General features: G+C 73.3%; 21 protein-coding genes. 4 read left to right on the top strand and 17 right to left on the bottom strand.

All coding sequences use genetic code 11. The features are described from left to right. Nucleotides 1–15: 15 nt before the first annotated feature. Nucleotides 16–870: a sigma-70 family RNA polymerase sigma factor gene (locus tag R2740_RS11575; RefSeq protein WP_371302832.1), complete on the bottom strand. Its 855-nt coding sequence runs from the start codon at nt 868–870 to the stop codon at nt 16–18. A 99-nt stretch (nt 871–969) separates the two neighbouring features. On the opposite strand from R2740_RS11575, the gene R2740_RS11580 reads away from it, so the two are divergent. Continuing rightward, a complete protein-coding gene (locus R2740_RS11580; RefSeq protein WP_371302833.1) occupies nt 970–1,308 on the top strand; it encodes a VOC family protein in 339 nt (112 codons plus the stop codon). Between the two features lie 7 nt (nt 1,309–1,315). On the opposite strand, the gene R2740_RS11585 is transcribed toward R2740_RS11580, so the two are convergent. The 10 genes from R2740_RS11585 to R2740_RS11630 all read right to left on the bottom strand — a co-directional run bounded on the left by R2740_RS11585 (nt 1,316) and on the right by R2740_RS11630 (nt 13,457). After that, nucleotides 1,316–2,482: an acyl-CoA dehydrogenase family protein gene (locus R2740_RS11585; protein ID WP_371302834.1), complete on the bottom strand. Its 1,167-nt coding sequence runs from the start codon at nt 2,480–2,482 to the stop codon at nt 1,316–1,318. After that, nucleotides 2,479–2,613 carry a biotin/lipoyl-binding protein gene (locus R2740_RS11590; RefSeq protein WP_371302835.1) on the bottom strand — a complete coding sequence of 45 codons (135 nt, stop codon included), beginning with the start codon at nt 2,611–2,613 and terminating at the stop codon, nt 2,479–2,481. Before R2740_RS11590 ends, R2740_RS11585 begins: the two co-directional genes overlap by 4 nt. Nucleotides 2,614–2,615: 2 nt before the next feature. After that, on the bottom strand, nt 2,616–4,439 hold the full coding sequence (locus tag R2740_RS11595) for an acetyl/propionyl/methylcrotonyl-CoA carboxylase subunit alpha (RefSeq protein WP_371302836.1): 1,824 nt from the start codon (nt 4,437–4,439) through the stop codon (nt 2,616–2,618). Between the two features lie 9 nt (nt 4,440–4,448). Then, complete coding sequence (locus R2740_RS11600; protein ID WP_371302837.1) at nt 4,449–6,080, bottom strand: acyl-CoA carboxylase subunit beta; 1,632 nt, start codon at nt 6,078–6,080, stop codon at nt 4,449–4,451. A 31-nt stretch (nt 6,081–6,111) separates the two neighbouring features. Continuing rightward, nucleotides 6,112–7,872, bottom strand: a complete 1,761-nt coding sequence (locus R2740_RS11605) for an acyclic terpene utilization AtuA family protein (RefSeq protein ID WP_371302838.1) — start codon at nt 7,870–7,872, stop codon at nt 6,112–6,114. Beyond that, nucleotides 7,865–8,653 (bottom strand): TIGR03084 family metal-binding protein, encoded by a 789-nt coding sequence (locus tag R2740_RS11610; RefSeq protein WP_371302839.1) that lies wholly within the window; start codon nt 8,651–8,653, stop codon nt 7,865–7,867. The genes R2740_RS11605 and R2740_RS11610 overlap by 8 nt, the downstream gene beginning before the upstream one ends. Beyond that, nucleotides 8,650–9,258: a TetR/AcrR family transcriptional regulator gene (locus R2740_RS11615; RefSeq protein ID WP_371302840.1), complete on the bottom strand. Its 609-nt coding sequence runs from the start codon at nt 9,256–9,258 to the stop codon at nt 8,650–8,652. Before R2740_RS11615 ends, R2740_RS11610 begins: the two co-directional genes overlap by 4 nt. Before the next feature lie 217 nt (nt 9,259–9,475). Further along, complete coding sequence (locus tag R2740_RS11620) at nt 9,476–12,145, bottom strand: ABC transporter permease (protein ID WP_371302841.1); 2,670 nt, start codon at nt 12,143–12,145, stop codon at nt 9,476–9,478. Next, a complete protein-coding gene (locus R2740_RS11625) occupies nt 12,142–12,864 on the bottom strand; it encodes an ABC transporter ATP-binding protein (protein WP_371302842.1) in 723 nt (240 codons plus the stop codon). The genes R2740_RS11620 and R2740_RS11625 overlap by 4 nt, the downstream gene beginning before the upstream one ends. Then, complete coding sequence (locus R2740_RS11630; protein ID WP_371302843.1) at nt 12,861–13,457, bottom strand: PadR family transcriptional regulator; 597 nt, start codon at nt 13,455–13,457, stop codon at nt 12,861–12,863. The genes R2740_RS11625 and R2740_RS11630 overlap by 4 nt, the downstream gene beginning before the upstream one ends. Nucleotides 13,458–13,595: 138 nt before the next feature. Here R2740_RS11630 and R2740_RS11635 point away from each other — a divergent pair, with 138 nt between their 5' ends. Beyond that, entirely contained in the window at nt 13,596–14,216 is a 621-nt protein-coding gene (locus tag R2740_RS11635; protein ID WP_371302844.1) for an RDD family protein, read from the top strand. A gap of 44 nt (nt 14,217–14,260) precedes the next feature. Here the strand turns inward: R2740_RS11635 and R2740_RS11640 are convergent, their stop codons facing one another. The 4 genes from R2740_RS11640 to R2740_RS11655 are packed head-to-tail and all read right to left on the bottom strand — an operon-like array spanning nt 14,261 to nt 18,037. Next, a complete protein-coding gene (locus R2740_RS11640; RefSeq protein ID WP_371302845.1) occupies nt 14,261–14,923 on the bottom strand; it encodes a histidine phosphatase family protein in 663 nt (220 codons plus the stop codon). Beyond that, nucleotides 14,923–16,029: a phosphotransferase family protein gene (locus tag R2740_RS11645; RefSeq protein ID WP_371302846.1), complete on the bottom strand. Its 1,107-nt coding sequence runs from the start codon at nt 16,027–16,029 to the stop codon at nt 14,923–14,925. The genes R2740_RS11640 and R2740_RS11645 overlap by 1 nt, the downstream gene beginning before the upstream one ends. Then, nucleotides 16,026–16,775, bottom strand: coding sequence for an SDR family NAD(P)-dependent oxidoreductase (locus R2740_RS11650; protein ID WP_371302847.1), 750 nt, complete (start codon nt 16,773–16,775; stop codon nt 16,026–16,028). The genes R2740_RS11645 and R2740_RS11650 overlap by 4 nt, the downstream gene beginning before the upstream one ends. Beyond that, a complete protein-coding gene (locus tag R2740_RS11655) occupies nt 16,772–18,037 on the bottom strand; it encodes an acyl-CoA dehydrogenase family protein (RefSeq protein ID WP_371302848.1) in 1,266 nt (421 codons plus the stop codon). The genes R2740_RS11650 and R2740_RS11655 overlap by 4 nt, the downstream gene beginning before the upstream one ends. Before the next feature lie 102 nt (nt 18,038–18,139). Here R2740_RS11655 and R2740_RS11660 point away from each other — a divergent pair, with 102 nt between their 5' ends. Beyond that, complete coding sequence (locus R2740_RS11660) at nt 18,140–18,754, top strand: RDD family protein (RefSeq protein WP_371302849.1); 615 nt, start codon at nt 18,140–18,142, stop codon at nt 18,752–18,754. Nucleotides 18,755–18,782: 28 nt separating this feature from the next. Here R2740_RS11660 and R2740_RS11665 read toward each other — a convergent pair whose 3' ends face one another. Next, nucleotides 18,783–20,372: a hypothetical protein gene (locus R2740_RS11665; RefSeq protein WP_371302850.1), complete on the bottom strand. Its 1,590-nt coding sequence runs from the start codon at nt 20,370–20,372 to the stop codon at nt 18,783–18,785. Beyond that, the gene (locus R2740_RS11670) at nt 20,347–21,066 is read right to left on the bottom strand and encodes an ABC transporter ATP-binding protein (protein ID WP_371302851.1); all 720 of its coding nucleotides are present in this window, start codon (nt 21,064–21,066) and stop codon (nt 20,347–20,349) included. The genes R2740_RS11665 and R2740_RS11670 overlap by 26 nt, the downstream gene beginning before the upstream one ends. Before the next feature lie 150 nt (nt 21,067–21,216). Between R2740_RS11670 and R2740_RS11675 the strand changes: the two genes are divergently transcribed. Beyond that, nucleotides 21,217–21,609, top strand: coding sequence for a hypothetical protein (locus tag R2740_RS11675; protein WP_371302852.1), 393 nt, complete (start codon nt 21,217–21,219; stop codon nt 21,607–21,609). Nucleotides 21,610–21,612: the final 3 nt, after the last annotated feature.

Here is a 21,612-nt window from a genome sequence, read left to right on the forward strand (position 1 = left end):
GACTATCTCGAAACCTCAGGTGCGATGGACGTCGAGCAGGACGAGCGTGGCCGGGTCGCCGAGCAGCTCGATCTGGGTGATCCGTCCGTCGTCGACCAGGAACGAGAACACCACCTTGGCCTCGCCGCGATGCCACCAGGCGACGGCGGGATAGCCCTCGGACTCCACCTCGAAGGCGGCCTTCGCCCCACCGGCGAAACGCTCCGCGACCGCCTGCGCGCCGACGAGGCGCGCGGCCCCACCCATCTCGACGACGCTCGGGTCGGCGACGATGGTGGCGTCGGGGTCGAGCAGCTCGATCAGCCGGGCGAAGTCACCCTCCCGGGAGGCGGCCAGGAACGCCGCCACGACCTCGCCGTGCCGACGACGATCCTCGGCCACGGCGTCCGGCTCCTGGAGCCGCCGACGGCCCCGGCTGGCGAGCTGGCGGGCCGCGGCCGGCGTACGGCCGAGGATCTCGCCGACCTCCTCGAACGGCGTGCCGAAGAGGTCGTGCAGGCAGAAGGAGAGCCGCTCGGCCGGGCTCATCGTCTCCAGGACCACCAGCATCGCGAGGCCGACGGAGTCGGCGAGCTCGGCCTCCTGCGCGGGCTGCTGGGCCGTCGGCGCCGGCACCTCGTGGTCGGCGAGGTCCTCGGGCGCCGGTCGCCGCCGGCGCGCGCGCAGGAGGTCGAGGCAGGTTCGACCGACGACGGTGGTCAACCAGCCCGGTGGGTTGTCGATCTCGGTCGTCGGGGCCGCGGCCACCCGCAGCCACGCCTCCTGCAGCGCGTCGTCGGCGTCCGTCGCCGAGCCGAGCATCCTCATCGCGATCGCCCTCAGGCGAGGCCGCTCGGCCTCGAAGGCTGCGGTCAGGTCGGTGTCGCTCACCCGGTCATCCCTTCGTCGGTCACAGTCTGACGCCCACGGGCGTCATCCCCATGACGACCGTCCGGTCGCGAACGTGACATCCCCTCCTTAGGAGCCCCCATGCCCAGCGCACCTCGCACCCTGCTCAGCCCGACGACGGACCTCGCCGCCACCAAGGCGGTCTACGCCGCGTTGCTCGGCGAGCCGATGGTGGACGAGCCCTACTACCTGGCCTGGCAGGTCGACGACGTGCACGTCGGCTTCGCGCCCGACGGCGGCCCGCAGCACGTGAGCGGCCCGACCCCGATCTGGGACGTCGCCGACCTCGACGCGGCGGTGATCGAGCTGAGCGCCGCCGGGGCCAGCGTCGTCGCGGAGCCGATGGACGTCGGCGGCGGCGCTCGTACGGCGGTCCTCGCCGACGCCGACGGCAACCCGATCGGCCTGCGTCAGGCCTGAAGGGACGTCAGTAGGACTTGGGCAGCCCCAGGGAGTGCATCGCGACGTAGTTGAGGATCATCTCCCGGGTGACCGGCGCGATCCGGCCGGCGCGGGAGGCGACGATGAGGCCGGCCATGCCGTACTCCCGGGTGATCCCGTTGCCGCCGTGGGTCTGGACGGCGGCGTCGACGGCGTGGCAGGCGGCCTCGGCAGCGGCGTACTTCGCCATGTTGGCGGCCTCGCCGGAGGCGGTGTCGTCGCCGGCCTCGTAGAGCGCGGCCGCCTTCTGCGTCATCAACCGGGCCAGCTCGACCTCGATGTGCGCCTGCGCCAACGGGTGCGCGATCGCCTGGTGGGCACCGATGGGGGCGCCGAACACCGCCCGCTCCTGGGCGTACGCCGTGGCGCGCGACAACGCGAAGCGGCCGAGGCCGGTGGAGAACGACGCGGCCATGATCCGCTCGGGGTTGAGTCCCGCGAAGAGCTGCGCCAGCCCGGCGTCGGGGTCGCCGACCAGCGCGTCGGCAGGCAGCCGCACCTCGTCGAGGAAGACCGTGAACTGCTGCTCCGGCGACACCGTCTCCATGGGGATCGGCTGGAACTCGAAGCCGGCCGCGTCGGTCGGCACCACGAACAGACAGGGCTTGAGCCGGCCGGTGCGGTCGTCCTCGGTGCGCGCGACGACGAGCACGTCGGTGGCCTCGTCGACGCCGGAGATGTAGATCTTGCGGCCGCTGAGCACCCAGCCCTCACCGTCGTCGGCGCGGCGGGCGGTGGTCGTGAGGTTGTGGGAGTTGGTGCCGGCGTCGGGCTCGGTGATGGCGAAGGCCATGGTGGCGGTGCCGTCGGCGATCCCGGGCAGCCAGCGCTGCTTCTGCTCGGCGGTGCCGAAGCGACTGATCACGGTGCCGCAGATCGCGGGCGACACGACCATCATCAGCAGCGGGCAGCCCTGCGCGGCGAGCTCCTCGCAGACCGCGGCGATGTCGCCGATGCCGCCGCCCCCGCCGCCGTACTCCTCGGGGATGTTGATGCCGAGGTAGCCCGCCTTGCCGATCTCCAGCCACAGGTCGGTGGTCTTGCCGCCGGAGCGGGCCTGGCTGGTGAAGTACTCGCGGCCGTACTTGCCGGCCAGCCGGGCCACCTCACGGCGCAGGTCCTGCCGCTCCTCGGACTCCGTGAACGCGCTCATGCTTCCTCTCCTTCTGTGGCTTCGGGGGCGGTGACGACGGCGAGCAGGTCGCCGGCGGCCACCTGCTGTCCGGGCTCGACGGGGATCTCGGTGACGGTGCCCGCGGTCGGTGCGGTCACGGTGTGCTGCATCTTCATCGCCTCGAGGACCAGCACCGGCTGGCCGGCCTCGACCGCTCGCCGGTGGCCGCGACCACGGACACGACCGTGCCGGGCATCGGCGCGAGCAGACTGCCGGTGGCGTGCTGGGCCGCCGGGTCGGTGAACCGCGGGATCACGAGCACAGCGGTGGACCGATCGGGCGTGTCCACGAAGACCCGCCGCGGACGGCCGGGCGGCGCGGGCGCGATGAGTCCGCTGCTGTGCTCGGTGCGGCCGTCGTGGGTGACCGCGACCCGCCAGCCGTGGCCGTCGGCGGCGGCGGTCGCCCGCCCGTCGAGCTCGGGGAACTCCGGCGGCCAGCCACGCCAGCCGACCTCGTGCTGCTCTCCGCCGACCTCGAGGCGCACCCGATGCAGCTGGCTGGTGACGTTGCGCCAGCCGGGGGCGATGCCCCGCTGGGTACGCCGGCCCGCGGCGACGTCGGCCAGGTGCGTGGTGGCCGCGGCCATCAGCACGACAGGGTCGGTCCCGGGCGCCGGCAGGGAGATCTCGTCGAGCAGCGCCGTGGAGACCTCGCCCGCCCGGAAGCGCTCGTCGGCGAGGATCGCGAGCAGCTGGTCGCGGTTGGTCGTGACGCCGTGGATGCGGGCTCGTCGCAGGGCGCCGGCCAGCTGGCGGATCGCCTGCTCGCGACTGGGCGCCCAGGAGATGACCTTGGCCAGCATGGCGTCGTAGTGCGGCGACACCTCGTCTCCGCTCCGGAAGCCTGCGTCGACGCGGACGCCCTGCCGGTCGAGCGGACCGAAGGCCGCCTCGTGCGGGATGTCGAAGGTCACCAGCCGGCCGGTCTGCGGCTGGTACGACGACGCCGGGTCCTCGGCGTACACCCGGACCTCGACGGCGTGGGAGCCGGGCTCGTCGGGCCAGCTCATCAGCCAGTCGCCCTCGGCGGAGGCGAGCTGCAGCCGCACGAGGTCGACGCCGTAGACCAGCTCGGTCACGGGATGCTCGACCTGGAGACGGGTGTTCATCTCCAGGAAGAAGAAGCGCTCCGTCTCCGGGTCGTAGAGGAACTCCACGGTGCCCGCGCCGCGGTAGTCGACCGCCTCGGCCGCCGACCGAGCCGCCTGATGGATCGCGGCCCTCACCTCGTCGCGCAGCCCCGGCGCCGGAGACTCCTCGAGCACCTTCTGGTGCCGACGCTGCAGCGAGCAGTCGCGTTCGCCGAACACGGAGGTGTCGACGACCTGCACCTCGACGTGTCGCCCGCGCTCGACATAGGGCTCCACGAACACCGTCCCGTCGCCGAACGCCGAGAGCGCCTCGGCGCGCGCGGCCTCGATCTCGCCGGGCAGGTCGGCGAGCGAGCGGACCACCCGCATCCCGCGCCCGCCCCCGCCGGCGGAGGCCTTGATCAGCACCGGCAGGTCGGCCTCGGCGATCGCCGCGGGGTCCAGCGACTCGAGGACCGGCACACCGGCGGACCGCATCAGCGCCTTGGCCCGGACCTTGTCGCCCATCGCCTCGATCGACGCAGGCGTGGGTCCGACCCAGGTCAGCCCGGCGTCGATGACGGCCCGGGCGAAGTCGGCGTTCTCGGCCAGGAAGCCGTAGCCGGGGTGGACCGCGTCGGCCCTGGTCGACCGCGCCGCGTCGAGGATCGCGTCGATGCGGAGGTAGGAGTCGGCCGGCGCGTTGCCCGGCAGCTCGACGGCGAGGTCGGCCTCGGCCACGAACGCCAGCCCGGCGTCGGCGGGCGAGTGCACCGCGACCGTCCGGATCCCGAGCCGGCGGCAGGTCGCGAAGACCCGGGAGGCGATCTCGGCCCGGTTGGCGACGAGGAGTCTGCTGATCATCGACACCACCTACATCCGGAAGACGCCGTAGCCCTCGGCGCCCTTGATCGGTGCGTTCTCGATGACCGAGAGGCAGATGGCCAGGATCGTGCGGGTGTCGCGAGGGTCGATGACGCCGTCGTCGTAGAGCATCCCGGAGAGGAAGAAGGGCAGGCTCTGCTCCTCGACGCTGGCCTCGATGAAGGCCCGCATCTGGGCGTCCTCGGCCTCGTCGTAGGTCTGCCCGCGCCCCTCGGCCGCGGCCCGCGCCACGATCGACAGCACGCCGGCGAGCTGCGCCGGCCCCATCACCGCCGACTTGGCCGACGGCCAGGTGAAGAGGAAGCGCGGGTCGTAGGCGCGGCCGGCCATGCCGTAGTTGCCGGCGCCGTAGGACGCGCCCATGATCACGCTGAGGTGCGGCACCGCGGAGTTGGAGACCGCGTTGATCATCTGGGCGCCGTGCTTGATGATGCCGCCCTGTTCGTACTCCGCGCCGACCATGTAGCCGGTCGTGTTGTGCAGGAACAGCAGCGGGGTGTCGGACTGGTTGGCGAGCTGGATGAACTGCGCGGCCTTCTGCGCCTCCTCGCTGAAGATCACGCCCTGGGCGTTGGCGAGGATGCCGAGCGGCCGGCCGTGGAGGTTGGCCCAGCCGGTGACCAGCGAGCTGCCGTAGAGCGGCTTGAACTCGTCGAACGGTCGCTCGTTGCCCGGCCCGCTGCCGTCGACGATCCGGACGATCACCTCGCGCGGGTCGAACGGCTCCTTGAGGTCCGCGGGGATCAGGTCGAGCAGCTCGTCGGGGTCGGCGTCGGGCTCGGCGTACGTCGTGGTGCCCGGGGTGGCCGTGGGTGCGTCATCCGGCGCGGACGCCCCGGCGGCCGAGACGTATGACGTCGCGGTCGGCTTGCGCCGGTTGAGACGGGCCACGATCCGGCGGCCGATCCGCAGCGCGTCGAGCTCGTCCTCGGCGAGGTAGTCGGCGAGCCCCGAGACGCGAGCGTGCATCTCCGCGCCGCCGAGCGACTCGTCGTCGGACTCCTCGCCGGTGGCCATCTTGACCAGCGGCGGGCCGCCGAGGAAGACCTTGGCCTGCTGCTTGACCATCACGGTGTAGTCGCTCATGCCGGGGATGTAGGCGCCGCCGGCGGTGGAGTTGCCGAAGACGATCGCGATCGTGGGCTGGCGACGCCTGGAGGCCCGGGTCAGCTCGCGGAAGGCCTTGCCGCCGGGGATGAAGATCTCCTTCTGCGTCGGGAGGTCGGCGCCGCCCGACTCGACCAGGGAGATGGTGGGCAGGTTGTTCTCCTCGGCGATCTGCGCGGCGCGGAACCCCTTCTTGACCGTCCAGGGGTTGGAGGCGCCGCCCTTGACCGTGGGGTCGTTGGCGGTGATCAGGCACTCGACGCCCTCGACGACCCCGATGCCGGTGACGACGCTGGCACCGACGGTGAAGTCCGAGCCCCAACCCGCGAGCGGCGACAGCTCGAGGAACGCGGATCCCTCGTCGACGAGCAGCTCGATCCGCTCGCGGGCGAGCAGCTTGCCGCGGGCGCGGTGCCGGTCGACGTACTTCTCACCGCCGCCGGCCACCGCCTTCGCGTGCTCGGCATCGAGGTCGGCCAGCTTGGCGAGCATGCTCTCGCGGTTGGTCGTCATGGGTGGTCCTGGTGGTCGTTGCTTCGGCGAGTCACAGCAGCTCCTCGGGGATCGCGACGACGCGTGAGCGTGCCCACTCGCCGAGCGCCTTGGCCTGCGGGTCGAAGCGCGTCGAGGCGGCGACGCCCTCGCCGAGCAGGCCGTGGAGCACGACGTTGACGCCGCCGAGGTCGGGCAGAGGGTGCACGTCGACGTCGAGGCTCTCCGCCTCGGGGACCAGGCCGCGCACCCACGCCGGCGTCACGGTCTCCAGCAGCCAGCCGACGCGGTCGCGGTAGCGCTCGTCGCCGTCGTGGCGGACCCACAGGCCGAGGTTGGCGTTGCCGCCCTTGTCGCCGGAGCGGGCATGCACGAAGGTGCCGAGGGGCACCCTCGTGGTGGTCCCCCGCGCCACGAGCGGCGCGGCCGGAGGCTCCGCCACCGCCTCGCGGCCGGCCACCCAGCGGCCCAGGTCCGGGGAGACCGGCGGGTCGGCGACGATCTCGCGCCGCCCGTCGGCGTGGACCACGGCGTGCTCGACCCGGTCGCGCGTCACGAAGTCGCCGACGAAGACGCCGTACGGCGAGGCGGGGGTCGGCGGGCCGGTCATGGTGAACCCGGGGTACGACGCCAGCGCGAGCTCGACGACCGGCCCGGTGAAGCCCCGGCCGGCCACCTCGGCCGAGGGGTCCTTGACCGTGCACCGCAGCAGGCACGACGCGCCCTCCTCGGTGTCCGCGTCGGGCACCGGTCGCGGCGTTCGCGACCAGACGACCTCGGCGGGCCGATGCTCCCGCCACGCCGCCTCGACCTGCCCGCGCACCCACGCGGCCTTCGCGTCGAGGTCGAGCCCGGTCAGCACCAGCTCGACGGAGTTGCGATAGCCGCCCAGCACGTTGGCGCCGACCTTGAGCAGGTGGAACGGCGCGGACCCGCGCACCCCACCGACGGCGACCCGGTCCGGGCCGACCTGCTCGAGCCGCACCGAGTCGAGGTGGGTGGTGACGTCGGGACCGAGGTAGGACGGCCCCTGGATCTCGTAGAACAGCTGGGCGCTCACGGTGTCGACGGTCACCGCGCCACCGGTGCCCGGGTGCTTGGTCACGACGCTCGACCCGTCGGCGGCGATCTCGGCCAGCGGGAAGCCCAACGGCCGCTCGCGGGCCTCGCGCGGGAGGTCGAGGAAACCGGAGAAGTTGCCCCCCGTCGCGTGCGCCCCGCACTCGAGGACGTGCCCGGCGACGGTCGCGCCGGCCAGGGCGTCGTACGCCGTCGGCTCCCAGCCGAAGTGCGCCACCGCCGGTCCGACCACCAGGGACGCGTCGGTGACCCGGCCGGTGACCACGACGTCGGCACCCCCGCGGAGGGCCGCCGCGATGCCGAAGCCGCCCAGATAGGCGTTGGCGGTCAGCGCGTCGGCGAGGTCGAGGTCGGCGGCGAGCGGGCGCAGGTCGTCCCCCTCGACGTGAGCGACGGCCACGTCGAGCCCGAGGCCGCGGGCCACCTCACGCACCCTGGCCGCGAGACCGGCAGGGTTGAGACCGCCGGCGTTGCTGACGATCCGGACTCCACGCTCGACGGCCAGCCCGAGCGTGTCCTCGAGCTGTCTGACGAAGGTGCGGGCATACCCGAGCGAGGCGTCCTTGAGGGTGTCCCTGCCCAGGATCAGCATCGTCAGCTCGGCGAGGTAGTCGCCGGTCAGCACGTCGAGCGGCCCACCCTCGAGCATCTCGCGCATCGCGGAGAGGCGGTCGCCGTAGAAGCCGGAGCAGTTGCCCACCCGCAGGACATCAGCCGCGGGGTCCTCAGCCACGAGGGGCCCTCCCCTCTCCCGGCGGGCCGGCGAAGCACTGCGCGATCCCCAGCCACTCCTCGGCGTCGCTGCCGACGGCGCGCAGGTCGGTGTCGACACGATGGATGCGCTGGGTGACCAGCAGGCAGAAGTCGTGAGCCGTCCCGGTCACCCGTTGCGAGGCCTCCGGCGGGCCCCAGGTCCACGTCTCGCCCGACGGCGCGACCAGCTCGACCCGTGGCTCGTCCTTCGGTGCCTCACGTCGGTGCGCGGCGTAGGCGAAGCGGCGAGTGCGCACGCCGAGGTGGGCCACGTGCCGGATCCGGTCGGTGGGCTCCCGGATCGCACCGACAGCCTCGTGCACGTCGCCGGAGTGCGCCCAGGTCTCCATGAACCGGGCGGTCGCCATCGAGGCCGGCGACATGGGCGGCCCGAACCACGGGAGCCGAACGCCGTCCGGCACCGCGCGCAGTGCGGACGCCAGTCGGCTCCGCGAGGAGCGCCAGCGGTCCACCAGGTCGGCGGCCGGGGCCGCACCGCCCTCGAGCGCCGTGCGGTCGACCAGGCCGTCGGGGTCCGCCAGCGCCTCCAGGACCAACGCGTCCCAACCCTCCTTGTCGGCGGCCGCGAGCAGCGCCGCCTCGTCGGTCCAGGCGAGGTGGGCGACCTGGGTGGCGACGTCCCAGCCGGGCGCCTGGGTCGCCAGCCGCCACTTCTCGTCGGGGAGACGCGAGACCACGGCGTCCAGCGCATCGCCCTCGGCCGCGAGGTCGGCCAGGACCTCCTCCAGGAGCGCGTTCATGCCGATGCTCCCAGGGCGCCATCGAGCACCGCGGCCCAGCGATCCAGGATCCGCGCCCGGCGTCGGGCATCGTCGGTGATCGTGTCGGCCAGGCCCAGGCCGCGGACCAGGTCGAGGGTCGCCTGCACCAGCTCGCGGATGCCCGGCAGCGACTCGTCGGCACCGAGGGCTTCGACGGTGAGCTGGTGCGCCTCCCTGCCGATCCGCTGCTCCAACGGGGCGACCGCCTCGAGGAGCGCAGGGTCGGTGCGGGCCGCCACCCACAGCTCGAGACCGGCCGTGAAGACCGGCGAGGTGACGTGGTCGGCCAGCACCTGCAGCACCGCGCGAGTACGCCGCTCACCGTCCGGCACCCGGGCCACCGCGGCGCGCAGCTCCTCACCTCGCACGGTCGTCACGTGCTCCATGGCGGCGACGACCAGGTCGTTCTTCGTCGGGAAGTGATGGAGCTGCGCTCCCCGCGACACCCCCGCACGCTCCGAGACGATGGTGGTCGTGGTGCCCGCGAACCCGTGCTCCACCAGGCAGTCGACGGTCGCCTCGAGCAGCCGGGCGCGCATCACCCGACTCCGCTCCTCCTGAGGCACCCGCACCGTCGTACTCACCCGTCGAGGGTGCCCTCCCACAAACAAACAGTCAAGCCTGCCTTTTTCCGCGACATGCCGATTCTGGTGGCGCGAGGTGCGCGAAATGGCGACGCGACGTGCACCTCGTCGCGCAGCGAGCCCGTGGGCCGACCCGAGCGCGAGCCCGCCGGGCGGGCCCACGCATCTCGCGGGACCATTTCACGCATCTCGCGGGACCATTTCAGGCATCTCGCGGTCAGTCGAGGCGGGCCACCAGGGGAAGGCGGGGACGGGTGGTGGCCGCGACCACCAACGCCGTGACCAGGGGCAGTGCGACGACGAGGGCGACGATGAGCAGCCAGGGGATGTCCAGGAACGGCCCGGTCACCGGCAGCTGGTCGGCGTTGAAGCCGCTGCTGCCCGAGCCCCCACTGGGCGCGGCGTAGACCCCCTGGGAGGAGGTCAGCGGACGAGCGACCGCGATGCCCGGGATGAAGCCGACGGCCGCGCCCACCACCCCGCCGACCAGGGCCACCACGACCGCGAAGGACCCGGCCACCGCGCGCCGCGTCCGGGGCGCGGCTCCGACCGCCCCCAGCGTGGCCAGGTCGGGTCGCGCGTCCGACAGCGCGAGATAGGTCGTCGTCAGCGTGCCGCCGAGCATCAGCACCGCCCCGAGCGACCCGAGGATCAGCAGCAGGATCCGGGTCGCGTCGTCGCCCTGGTAGCCGCGCTCGACGTAGAGACCTGCGTAGGGCACGATCGCCGCCACTGCCTCGTCGGCGTTGCGCTCCTGGTCGGCCGTGATGGTGGAGCCGGTGACGTACATCCCGACGGTGGCAGGCGCCAGCCCGAGCTCCCGTGCCGCCATCGGCGACAGCACGGCCTGCGGCACCGTGACGTGGGACGGCACGTGGATGAAGACGGCCGGCAAGGTGTGCTTCTCGACCTTGGCGCCGGCCCTCCCGTTGCCGTCGTAGTGGCGACCGGAGACCACGACCTCGTGGCCGGGCACCCGCTCGTTGGCGAAGACCACCACGCCCCCGGTGGTCAGCACCCGGTCGACCACGGCCCCTTGGTCGGGATCGAGACCGGGCAGCCCGGGTAGCCGGTCGGCCACGAGCACGGAGGCGCCCAGGCTGCTGCCGTAGCTGTACAGGAAGTTCTTGTGCTCCGCCGTGCGGAAGCGCAGCGACACGCTGCCGTCCGACCCGCCCTCCGGCAGGCCCTCGACCGGCTCCACCGTGGCGGCCGGGATCTCCCGCTCCAGCGCCCGCCGGATGGGCTCCCAGTCGTCGGCCTGCGCGCCGTAGGCCGCCACCACGCCGTCGCCCGCCCTCAGCGTGGGCGTGTAGGTCTCGCGGTTCTCCTTGGCGTCGCTGGCGTTGGCGATCCCGAGCGCGACCACGCCGGCCACGGTGGCCGCGACAGCGGCCACCGCCGGGACCGTGCGGGTGCGGTGGCGCGCGGCGTCGCGGACCGCGAACCGCAGCGCCAACGGCAGCCGTGCCGACACCTTCGCGAGCCCGACCAGCACGAGGGGCACCAGCAGGATCATGCCCAGCACGGCGACCAACGCGGAGAAGGCGATCATGAGCTCTCCGTTGCCGTGCGCCCGGGCGCCGGCCGCCGACCCGGCGATGCCGGCGCCGAGCAGCAGCACCCCCGCGACCGGCGATCGGAGGCCCGCCTTGCGATCGCCGCGGCGGCCCGCGAGCACCGCCACGACGTCCTGCCGCGACGAGATCCAGGCCGGCACCACGGCGGCCAGCAGCGCGGAGACCAGCCCGAAGATCGCGATGCCGGCCAGGTGCGGCCACGGCACGTCGAACGGACCGAACCACTCGTGCGAGAGGCGTTGCAGCAGCGGCTGGGTCGCCCAGGCCAGCCCGATACCCGCGACGACTCCACCGAGCGCCGCCACGGTGCCGAGCACCAGCGCCGACCCGAGAACCGTCCGGCGGGTCTGGGGCGGCGTGGCCCCGGTGGCCGACATCAGCGCCAGGGTCCGCGACTGGCGGCGTGCCCCGACGGCGAACGCCGGCCCGGCCAGCAGCACCACCTCGAGCAGCACCATCGCCACGATCAGCCCCAGGATCGCCAGCGTCTGCGAGGAGTCGCCGCCGGTGTTCCGCAGCTCTGCGGGCACCTCGGAGTCGGGGGGCGGGTGCTCCACCACCTCACGTGACAGGACCACCGCCCCGACGGCGTTGAGGCTGCGGACCTCGGGCCAGGTGATCGGCCCACCGGCATCGACCAGCCAGGCCCGGCTGCCGTCGTCGGGCAGGTCGACGACCCCCGGCAGGGTCACCATCGTCGGGTAGCCCCAGAAGGACGTCGACTCCCCGACGCCGACGACCTTGAGGGCCGGCCCGTCGGAGACCTGCAGCGTGTCACCGAGACCGGCGCCCCGGTCGGCGAGATCGCTGTTGACGACCACCTCGTCGACGCCGATGGGCGCACGGCCCCGGTCGATGCGGTAGAGGCCTGCGGCCAACGGGTCGCGCAGGTCGACCTCCTCCACATCGACCGCCGCGGCCCCCTTGGCCGTGTCGACCTGCACCTGGCCGGAGCGCAGCTCGATCCCGCGCATCGGCCTGCCCAGGGTCCGGCCGAGCTCGGCCAGCGTGGGGGGCGGGCCCGAGCGCTGGTCACCAACGCTCGCGGAGCCCCGATCGGGGTCCGGCCACTGGGCCACGGACGCCGACCACGGGTCCACACGGATCTGGGCGTCGGCGCCGCCGATGCGGCGGTCCAGTGACTCGGCGCCCGTGACGGTGGCGGTCTGATAGAGCACGTCGGCCGCCGTCACGGCCATCACGGGGAGGGCGATCAGTGCCAGCACCAGGGCCGACCGGACCTTGTGCCGGGCGGCATCGCGCCAGGCGATCCGCAGCAGCGGCCGCCACCGGCGGAGGGCGTTCACCGGCTCAGGTCCGTCTCGAGCAGCGTGTCGACCGGGTCGGCACCCGACTCGTCGACGACCAGCCCGTCGCGGAGGAAGACCACCCGGTCGGCCCAGGCGGCGTGCCGCGCCTCGTGGGTCACCAGCACCCCGGCGGCGCCGTCGTCGCACCTGGCTCGCAACAGCCTGAGGATCTGCTCGCCGGTGTCGGTGTCGAGCGCGCCGGTGGGCTCGTCGGCCAGGATCAGCCGCCGCTCACCGACCACGGCGCGGGCGATCGCGACCCGCTGCTGCTGTCCGCCCGACATCTCGTCGGGGAAGCGGTCGGCCAGCTCGGGGATGCCCACCTGGGCCAGCGCCTCCCGGGCGGCCGCCCGTGCGCCGCGGGCCGAGGTCCCGTCGAGCTCGAGGGGCAGGGCGACGTTCTCGGCCGCGGTCAGCGCGGGGATCAGGTTGAAGTCCTGGAACACATAGCCCACCGACGTACGCCGGAGCCGGGCGCGGCCGCGCGGGCCGAGCGGCGCCAGGTCGCTGCCCTCGATCAGCACCTGTCCCAACGTCGGAGTGTCCAGCCCCCCGGCCAGGGTGAGCAGGGTCGACTTGCCCGAGCCCGACGGGCCCATCACGGCCACCAGCTCGCCGGCGTGGGCCGCGAACGAGACACCGCGCAGCGCGTGCACCTCGGTCTCGCCCTCGCCGTGGATCCGGGTGACGTCGCACAGCTGGAGCACCGCGGTCATCGGGACACCTCCCGGGTCGCGGGCGTGCTCTCGGGCTGCGCGACGGGCGGCAGTGCGCCCTCGACCGCCGCTCGGCGCAGCCGCGCCTCGCAGTGGTCGAGCCAGCGGATCTCGGCCTCGGCGTCGAAGACCAGCGAGTCGAGCACCAGCGACCAGGCCAGGTCGGCCGGCTCGGTGGGCGCGGAGGCCCTGCCGCTGCGCTTGAGCCGGGTGTAGTCCTGGAGGGCGGCGATCGTCGCCATCCGCTGCCGCTGGATCACCGCGCCGACGTCGACGCCGCGCACGGTGACGGCCAGCGCGAGCTTGATCGCCAGCTCGTCGCGCGGGGGCTGGGACCGAGGCACCGGCGTGGTGAACCACGCCGACACCTCGGCCCGCCCGGCGGCGGTCACGCGGTAGACCAGGTGACCCTCGTCGTCGGCCCCCGTGCCCTCGACGAGACCGTCGCGCTCGAGCCGGGACAGGGTCGTGTAGACCTGCCCCACGTTGAGCGGCCAGGTCGACCCGGTCCGCTCCTCGAACTCCGAACGGAGCTGGTAGCCGTACATCGGCCCCTGCTCCAGCAGCGCCAGCAGCGCCTGCTTCACCGACATCTCCGCGCCTTCCGTGGATGTCCTACCGATCCCCCGCGCCGGTAGATACGCGGTATGTATACCACGTATGCACTCTGTTGGGAAGCCGCGGCTGCACTAGCGTGACCGGTGTCCGAGCCGCTGCCCGAGAGGTGTTCCGTGACCGACCCCAGCCAGCCCCACGTCCCGTCGCCCGGGCCGACGCCGCCTCCCCAGCCGCCCCAGGGCCAGCCGCCCCAGGGCCAGCCGCAGTACGGCCAGCCGCAGCCGGGGTACGGCGCGCCCCCGCCGCCGACGCCGTACCAGCAGCAACAGCCCTACGGCGGCGTTCCGCTGGCGGCGTGGGGCGACCGGGCGGTCGCCTATCTGTGGGACTTCATCGTCTTCCCGTGGCCGGCCTGGATCGCGCTGATCGTCGGCTACGCGCTCCTCGGCATCGGCGCCGGCAACGAGTCGGGCGCGATGGTGGGGATCGGCGTCCTGGTGGTCCTGGTCGGCGTCGGCCTGATGATCTGGCGGGTGGTCGTCAACTACTTCCTCGACCAGGGCCGCACCGGCTACACCTACGGCAAGCGCAAGGTCGGCATCCGCACCGTGGGGATCGCCGACGGCCAGCCCGCGGGCGTCGGCAGCTGCGTGGGGCGCTACTTCCTGCACGGCCTGATCAACCAGGCCTGCTACCTCGACTTCCTGTGGCCGCTGTGGGACCCGATGAAGCAGACGCTGACCGACAAGGTGCTCAGCACCTACGTCGTACAGCAGCCCGACCCCGGGGTCTGACGGCTCGGATCCGGGGTGCCCTCGGCCGTGGGATGTGCGCCTCCTCAGCGGTAGGTGCGCAGGCCCTCGGTCAGGTGCTCGTGCTCGTTGAACGTCAACAGCCGCGGCCCGGTCGACCCGACCACGATCCGCGAGCACGACCCGTTGACGATCACGGTGTTGAGGCGGGTCCACAGGCCGCCTCGCTCCGCCGAGGGTCGGTCGGGGTCCAGCAGCGCCGCGCACGCGGCGGCCACCGGGCCGCCCGACGACGACACGACGACGGTCGCGGCGGGGCCGGCGCCGGCGCAGGCCCGGGTCAGCGCCGCACCGACCCGCTTCACGAACCCGGGGAACGACTCGGGCACGTCGCCCGGCTCCCCGGCGATCCACCGCTCGAGCGCCGCCGTGAACGCGGCCTGGAACGCCGCGCGGTCGACCGTGTCGGGCACCCCGTCGTACGCCGCCACGACGGCGCGGTGGTCGAACTCGTTCCAGCCCGCGTCGATCGCCGGCTCGACCGACCAGCCCGCGGCCTCGGCGAGCGCCGTCGCGGTGTCCCGTTGCCGACGCATCTCACCGCTGAGCACGACGTCGGCGACGATCCCCCGCGCGGCCAGCCAGCTCCCCAGCGCCCGCGCCTGCACCCACCCGGTCTCGGACAGGACGTCGTAGTCGGCCGCCCCGAACGACGCCTGACCGTGGCGCACCAGCAGCACCTGGCCCATCAGGCCTCCCCACCGAGCAGCCGGCGGCAGCGCGACTCGAGGTAGCCGACGGCCGGTCCGAAGACGGCGTAGGCCTCGTTGTGGGTCTGCCCGTGGACGTAGCGGTACCAGATCTGCTGGGCGATCACCGCCAGCCGGAACAGCCCGAAGACCTCGTAGAACCGCCAGCGCTCGGCGGTCATCTCCAGCCCCATCCGCCGGCAGTACCACGCGACGATCTCCTCGCGCGTCCACATGCCCGCCGCGCTCGACGGCTGCCGCCGGAAGCCCTGGAAGAACTCGTCGTCGTCGGCCTGCACCCAGTAGGCCAGGGCGCCGCCGAGATCCATCAACGGGTCGCCGACCGTGGCCATCTCCCAGTCGAGCACGCCCACGATGTGCACCGGGTCGGGGCCGGGTGGGCCGCCGCCGAGCACCAGGTTGTCGAAGCGGAAGTCGTTGTGGATCAGGCAGGCGCCGACGTCCGGCGGCTGCTCGGCAGCCAGCCACTCGATGACGTCGGACCAGTCGCCGGTGTCGTCGGTGCGGGCCCGGGCGAACCGGTCGGTCCAGCCGGCCACCTGACGGGCGACGTAGCCCTCACCGCGCCCGAGCCCCGCCAGTCCGGCGGCCTCGACGTCGACGGAGTGCAGCCGCACCAGCACGTCGTACGCCGACCGGCACAGCTCGCCGGTCCCTTCCGGCGTGAGGTCGAACGGCAGGTCGCGCCGCGGGATCACGCCGTCGAGTCGCTCCATGACGTAGAAGTCGGAGCCGATGACGTCGGCGTCCTCGCAGAAGGCGACCATCCGGGCGACCAGCGGAAACACGGGGTGGAGCGCCGCCTGGATGTCGTGCTCACGGCGCATGTCGTGGGCGCTCCTGGCCTTGGTGCCGGCCGGCGGGCGGCGCAGGATCAGGTCGCCGGCCGGGTAGCGCAGCAGATAGGTGAGGTTGGACGCACCGCCCGGGAACTGCCGCACCTCGGGCTCACCCACGACGACGTCGGCGAAGGCCGGGTCCGCGTGGCCGCGCAGCCAGCCCGCCATCGCCGCCACGTCGAAGGCATCCTCGGCCCGGACCGGCTTCGCCGGGTTGCCGGCATCGCGCGGCTCGGGGTCGGTCATGTGAGCCGCTCCAGCTTGGCCGCCTGGGCCCTCATCTGCTGGTCGTAGGCCGACCGGTCCTCGAGCTTGAGCCGATAGGCGGCCCGGGCGAACTCGTCGGGCAGCACCAGCTCCGCGCCGCGGTCGAGCCCGTCGAGGACGGCGGCGGCAACGTCGTCGGCCGTCACCGGCGACTCCTCCACGAGGCGCGCGACGATGGCCCCCACCGCCTCGTCGCGCCCGCTCATCGAGGCCACCAGGTTGGTCCGGAAGTAGCTCGGACAGACGGCCATCGCCCGGACGCCGTAGCCCGCGAGCTCGTGGCCGATCGTCTCGGTGAACGCCACGACGCCGGCCTTGGCGGCGTTGTAGGAAGCCATCCCGGCCGGGTGCACCAGCCCGGCGAGCGAGGCGACCGCGACCACCTGGCCGCCGCGCTGTCGCTTCAGCAGCGGCGTGAAGGCCCACATCCCCCGCGCCATCCCGAGCAGGTTCACGTCGAGCACCCGCTGCCACTCTTCGATCTCGGCGACGTCGAGACGGCCACCACCGGCGACGCCGGCGTTGTGGACCAGCACGTCGAGCCCATCCCATCGCCGCTCGACCTCGGCCACCGCCGCGGCCCAGTCGGCCTCGGAGGTGACGTCGAGGGTCAGGTCGGCGCCGGAGCGGTCGGTGGCGAGCACCTCGTCGCCGCGCGCCCGGAAGGCGGCCGTCAGCGCGGCGCCGAGCCCGGATGCCGCTCCGGTGACCAGCACCCGCCTCATCGCGCCCCGCCACGGTCGGCGTACCTGGCCAGCTCCAGCCGCGCCACCATGCCGCGGTGCACCTCGTCGGGCCCGTCGGCCAGCCGCAGCGAGCGGGCGCCGACCCAGGCGGCCGCGAGCGGGAAGTCGTCGGACATCCCGCCGCCGCCGTGCAGCTGGATGGCCAGGTCGATCACCGAGGTGGCCATCGCCGGCACGGCGACCTTGATCTGGGAGACCTCCGAGAGGGCGTGGAGCGGACCACCGGTGTCGAGCTTCCAGGCGGCGTGGAGGACCAGCAGCCGGGCCTGGTCGATCGCGATCCGCGCGTCGGCGATCCGCTCGCGGTTGCCGCCGAGGTTGACCAGCGGCTTGCCGAACGCCGTGCGCTCCAGGCCGCGCCGGCAGGCCAGCTCGAGCGCCGCCTCGGCGAGCCCGATCAGCCGCATGCAGTGATGCACCCGGCCGGGGCCCAGCCGACCCTGCGCGATGGCGAAGGCCTCGCCCGGGCCGGACAGGATGTTGGCGGCGGGGACGCGCACGTCGGTCAAGGACACCTCGCCGTGGCCCAGCGGCTCGTCGTAGAGGCCCATCGTGGTGAGCATCCGCTCGACCTTCACACCCGGGGTGTCCCGCGGGACGAGCACCATGGAGTGCCGGTGGTGGCGGTCGGCGTCGGGGTTCGTGAGCCCCATGAAGACGTAGATCTCGCAGTCGGGGTGGCCGACGCCGGTCGACCACCACTTGCGGCCGTTGACGACCACCTCGTCACCCTCGACCACCGCCGTGGCGGCCATGTTGGTGGCGTCGGAGGAGGCGACCCCGGGCTCGGTCATCAGGAACGCCGACCTGATCCGGCCGTCGAGCAGTGGGTCGAGCCAGCGGTCACGCTGCTCCTTGCTGCCGTAGCGCAGCAACACCTCCATGTTGCCGGTGTCGGGTGCGTTGCAGTTGAAGACCAGCGGCGCGATCGCGGAGCGACCCATCAGCTCGGCGAGCGGGGCGTAGTCGACGTTCGACAGCCCCGCGCCGCCGTCGGTGCCGAACCTGGCGGCGTACTCCCCGGCGTGCTCGGCGGGCAGGAACAGGTTCCACAGCCCCTGGGAGCGGGCCTTGGCCTTGAGCTCCTCGATCACCGGCAGCGGCTGCCACGGGTCGCCGCTGCGGCGGGCCTCGGCGAGGTCGCGGTGGTACGCCGGCTCGATCGGGTCGATCTCCTCGGCCATGAACGACGAGACCCGAGTGGCAAGGTCGGCGGCCCGGGGCGTGGGGGCGAAGTCCATGACCCGACCCTAGACCGCGCGGCCCGGCGCGCCGTCGCAGCGGCCGCGCGGACGGCGGGCTCGCTCGTGAGACCCTCGGCCCAACGCACCCTCGGAGGCACCATGAGCAACCCGCCACCCCCGCCCTACGACCCGAACCAGCCGCCGTACGGTCAGAACCCCTACGACCAGAGCCCCTACCCCGCGGCGCCCTACGGCCAGGTCGGCTACAGCCAGGCGGCCGCGGGGCTCGACCCCTGGGGACGGCCGATCCTGCAGTACGCCAGCTGGCTCGCTCGGGTCGGCGCCACGCTGGTCGACACCCTGCTCTACCTGCTCGGGATGGCGCCGCTCATCCTGGGGTTCGTGCTGGCCGTCCCGCCGACCGAGACCGACCCGGTCACCGGCCTGGTCTACGAGACCGGGCCGGCCATCAACGCCGACGTCGGCTGGGGGCTGGTCGTGTTCGGGTTCGTGGTCTATCTCGGGCTGATCCTCTGGAACGCCTGCTACCGCCAGGGGGTGACCGGAGCCAGCGTCGGCAAACAGGTCCTCGGCATCCGGGTGATGCGGGAGGCCGATGGGCGGCCCCAGGGGTTCTGGGCCTCGCTGGGCCGGCTGTTCCTGCACAACATCGTCGACGGCTCCTGCTACCTCGGCTACCTGTGGCCCCTGTGGGACGGCAAGAGGCAGACGTTCACCGACAAGATCATGAGCACGGTGGTGGTCAAGGGGTGAGGCTCGCGCCGATCCCTGCCGGGCATCCCTAGGCGGCGACCGTCATCACGATGCGGGCCCGCTGGAACGGGTTGACCCACGCCTGCTGGGCGAACAGCAGCCGACCGAGCGACCAGGCGATGAACGGGATCGCCATCGCGATCGACAGCGACCAGTAGGGCAGCCGAGCCAGCCCGGAGAAGACCAGGCCGGTCATCGTCGTGCTCAGCGCCAGGCGGGCGGAGTAGCCGAGCATCACGACCGGTGGCGCGGGGGTCGCGCGTGCCGAGCGCATGTCGACGGAGAAGGGCCGCTTCGCCGACCAGCGCATCGAGCCGCTGACCACCTGCACGGTGACCACGACCAGGGTGGCGAGCAGGGCGGACAGCTCGTGCGGCTGGGGCAGCCCGGCACGCAGCGAGGCCAGCACCAGGGTGACGCCGGAGGCGACGAGCAGCCACTCGCTGAGCACCAGCACGCGCGCGGTGAAGACCGTCCGAGGGCCGCTCGGGAGGCTCTCCCGCCAGAGCGCGCCGCGTCCGTCGAGGCACCAGACGTTGACCCCGAACAGCAGCGCGGCGCCGGAGGCGACGAGGCCGGGCAGGATCGTCATCGCGTTCCACTCGAGGTTGCCGGCCAGGGCGACGAGGCCGGGGCCGATGGCGAGGACCATCAGGCCGCGGCGCATCGGCACCGAACGCCAGATGGAGCCGCGGTCGATCCGCACCAGCGCCATCAGGTCGGAGCCGGTGTCGCGGCGGGCCGGCCGGACGCCGGTCTCGACGCGCAGCTCGTCGCGGGGGGTCCGCCGGGCCGCCAGGTGGGCGGGTATCGCACCGAGCGCGACCGCGACGACGACCAGGGCCAGCAGGACGGCCAGGGTCACGACGAAGCGCACCCAGGTCCCCTCGCGGGCGGCGAGCATGCCGAACATCACGTGGCTGGTCGGGACCTTGTCGAGGGCGGCGGCCAGGTTGCCCGACAGCTGGAGCCAGACGCCCGCCGCCCCGGCAGCGATCATCACGCCGCGCACGATCGCCACGCCGTGCGGACCGCGGCGGATCGTCTCGAACGTCCACGCGACCACCTGGGCGATGGCCGTCGCGGCGACGATCCACAGCAGGGCGATGAGCTGGACCAGGGCCAGGTGCTGGGGGCCGAGGGCGTAGGCGCCGATGCCGAGCAGCAGCCAGGCCTGCAGCAACCAGGAGATGTTGAGCGGCGCCAGCAGCAGGGCGCCGAGGTGGTCGGTGGTCGGGCTCACGGGGTAGGCGATGCCGTTCTCCTTGGAGAGCAGCTCGCGACCGCCGCCGGACGCGACACCGGACACGATCGCCAGGCCCAGGACGCCCGCCAGCAGCGTGGGCAGCACGACCAGGAACTCCGAGGCGCGGCCGCTGCCGGCGAGGTCGCCGGCGCCGTCGAGGTAGGCCGGGATGACCGCGGCCCCCGACGTCACCAGGACGAAGGTCAGCACCGCCCAGCCGGCCACGGCGCGCCGGCGTACGGTCGCGGAGCGGAACCACAGCAGGTGCCGGACGTCGGCGACCGCGCGGCGGGCGGCGGCGACCGGCCCGGGCAGCTGGGTCGGCAGCGGCACGGTGGGGTGCGGGTCAGTCGAGAAGGGCGCGGTAGGCACGTGCGCCCTCCTCTCCGGCCATGTCGGACGAGGTGACCGTCGCGACCCGCTCGCCGCCGCGCAGCACCAGCACGGTGTTGCAGGCCTCGATCGCGAGCTCGCGGAGGTGGGTGGAGACGAGCACGCAGGCGCCGCGGGCCCGGGCGTCCGCGATGACGTCGAAGGTCGCCTCGACCCCGATCGGGTCGACGCCGTCGAACGGCTCGTCGAGCAGCAGCACGAAGGGCTCGTGGAAGGCCGCGAGGATCACCGACAGGCGCCGGCTCATGCCGTGCGAGAAGCCGGCGGTCACGCGGTGGGCCACGTCGCCGAGCTCGAACCGCTCCAGCAGGTCGCGCGCGCGGTCCTCCCAGTCGGTCATCCGGCGCAGCCGGGCCGCCAGCTGGAGGTGCTCCCAGGGCGTCGCCCGCGGGATCAGGCCACCGACGTCGGGGCAGTAGCCGACCGCGTGCTTGACCCCCAGGGTCTGCCGGGTGACGTCGAGGCCGGCGACGAAGACGTGGCCCTCGCTCGGCGGCACCACACCCGCGACGACGCGCATCGTGGTCGACTTCCCGGCGCCGTTGCGGCCCAGCAGCGCGCTGGCCTGGCCGGCGTACGCCTGCAGGTCGACGCCGGTCACCGCCTCGACCTCGCCGAAGCGGACATGCAGTCCTCGGACGTCGATGACGGGCTGAATCTCGGGAGCGATCACGCGCTTCAGTCTCCCCGAGCCGCTCGGGCCTGTCAGAGGAATCGGGGGACTCGGGCCACCCCGATCGTTTGCTGCGGAAGGCCCCGCGACACGCCGCAGTCAGGGGCGAAACGCAGCAAACGATCGCCGGCGAGGGGGGACCATGTGTCCGTGAAGGTCACCGAGCCCGGGGGTACGACGGTGCGCATCGGCCGCCGCTGGCTGCCGTGGCGGCGTCAACTGCGGCACCTCGACGACCTCGACGTCCCCGACGTACCCCTCGGCGACGACCCGATATCGGCCGTGATCGCGGTGATCATGCTGGTCATCGCGCTGCCGTTCATCGTCCTGTTCGCGATCGCGCTCGGCGAGCTGTTGCTGCTGCTCGCCCTCCTGCCGCTGGCGCTGCTCGTGCGGGTCGCGTTCGGCCGCCCGTGGACGGTCGACGTCACCCGCCAAGGCGAGCTGGTGCTCTCCGAGCGGGCCACCGACTGGCCATCCTCGACCGAGCTGATCCACGACCTGGCCGCGAAGGCGGAACGAGGCGACCTGTTGTCGCGATAGTCC

It is taken from the genome of Nocardioides sp., assembly GCF_041393715.1.
Classification (GTDB): domain Bacteria; phylum Actinomycetota; class Actinomycetes; order Propionibacteriales; family Nocardioidaceae; genus Nocardioides.

What these genes read in the sequence shown, in the direction of transcription:
- R2740_RS11660 (WP_371302849.1), top strand. Translation starts at nt 18,140, where the DNA reads ATGAGCAACCCGCCACCCCCGCCCTACGACCCGAACCAGCCGCCGTAC.
- R2740_RS11610 (WP_371302839.1), bottom strand. Translation starts at nt 8,653, where the DNA reads ATGAACGCGCTCCTGGAGGAGGTCCTGGCCGACCTCGCGGCCGAGGGC.
- R2740_RS11585 (WP_371302834.1), bottom strand. Translation starts at nt 2,482, where the DNA reads ATGAGCGCGTTCACGGAGTCCGAGGAGCGGCAGGACCTGCGCCGTGAG.
- R2740_RS11640 (WP_371302845.1), bottom strand. Translation starts at nt 14,923, where the DNA reads ATGGGCCAGGTGCTGCTGGTGCGCCACGGTCAGGCGTCGTTCGGGGCG.
- R2740_RS11580 (WP_371302833.1), top strand. Translation starts at nt 970, where the DNA reads ATGCCCAGCGCACCTCGCACCCTGCTCAGCCCGACGACGGACCTCGCC.
- R2740_RS11630 (WP_371302843.1), bottom strand. Translation starts at nt 13,457, where the DNA reads ATGTCGGTGAAGCAGGCGCTGCTGGCGCTGCTGGAGCAGGGGCCGATG.
- R2740_RS11625 (WP_371302842.1), bottom strand. Translation starts at nt 12,864, where the DNA reads ATGACCGCGGTGCTCCAGCTGTGCGACGTCACCCGGATCCACGGCGAG.
- R2740_RS11595 (WP_371302836.1), bottom strand. Translation starts at nt 4,439, where the DNA reads ATGATCAGCAGACTCCTCGTCGCCAACCGGGCCGAGATCGCCTCCCGG.
- R2740_RS11600 (WP_371302837.1), bottom strand. Translation starts at nt 6,080, where the DNA reads ATGACGACCAACCGCGAGAGCATGCTCGCCAAGCTGGCCGACCTCGAT.
- R2740_RS11655 (WP_371302848.1), bottom strand. Translation starts at nt 18,037, where the DNA reads ATGGACTTCGCCCCCACGCCCCGGGCCGCCGACCTTGCCACTCGGGTC.
- R2740_RS11650 (WP_371302847.1), bottom strand. Translation starts at nt 16,775, where the DNA reads ATGAGGCGGGTGCTGGTCACCGGAGCGGCATCCGGGCTCGGCGCCGCG.
- R2740_RS11645 (WP_371302846.1), bottom strand. Translation starts at nt 16,029, where the DNA reads ATGACCGACCCCGAGCCGCGCGATGCCGGCAACCCGGCGAAGCCGGTC.
- R2740_RS11590 (WP_371302835.1), bottom strand. Translation starts at nt 2,613, where the DNA reads ATGCAGCACACCGTGACCGCACCGACCGCGGGCACCGTCACCGAGATC.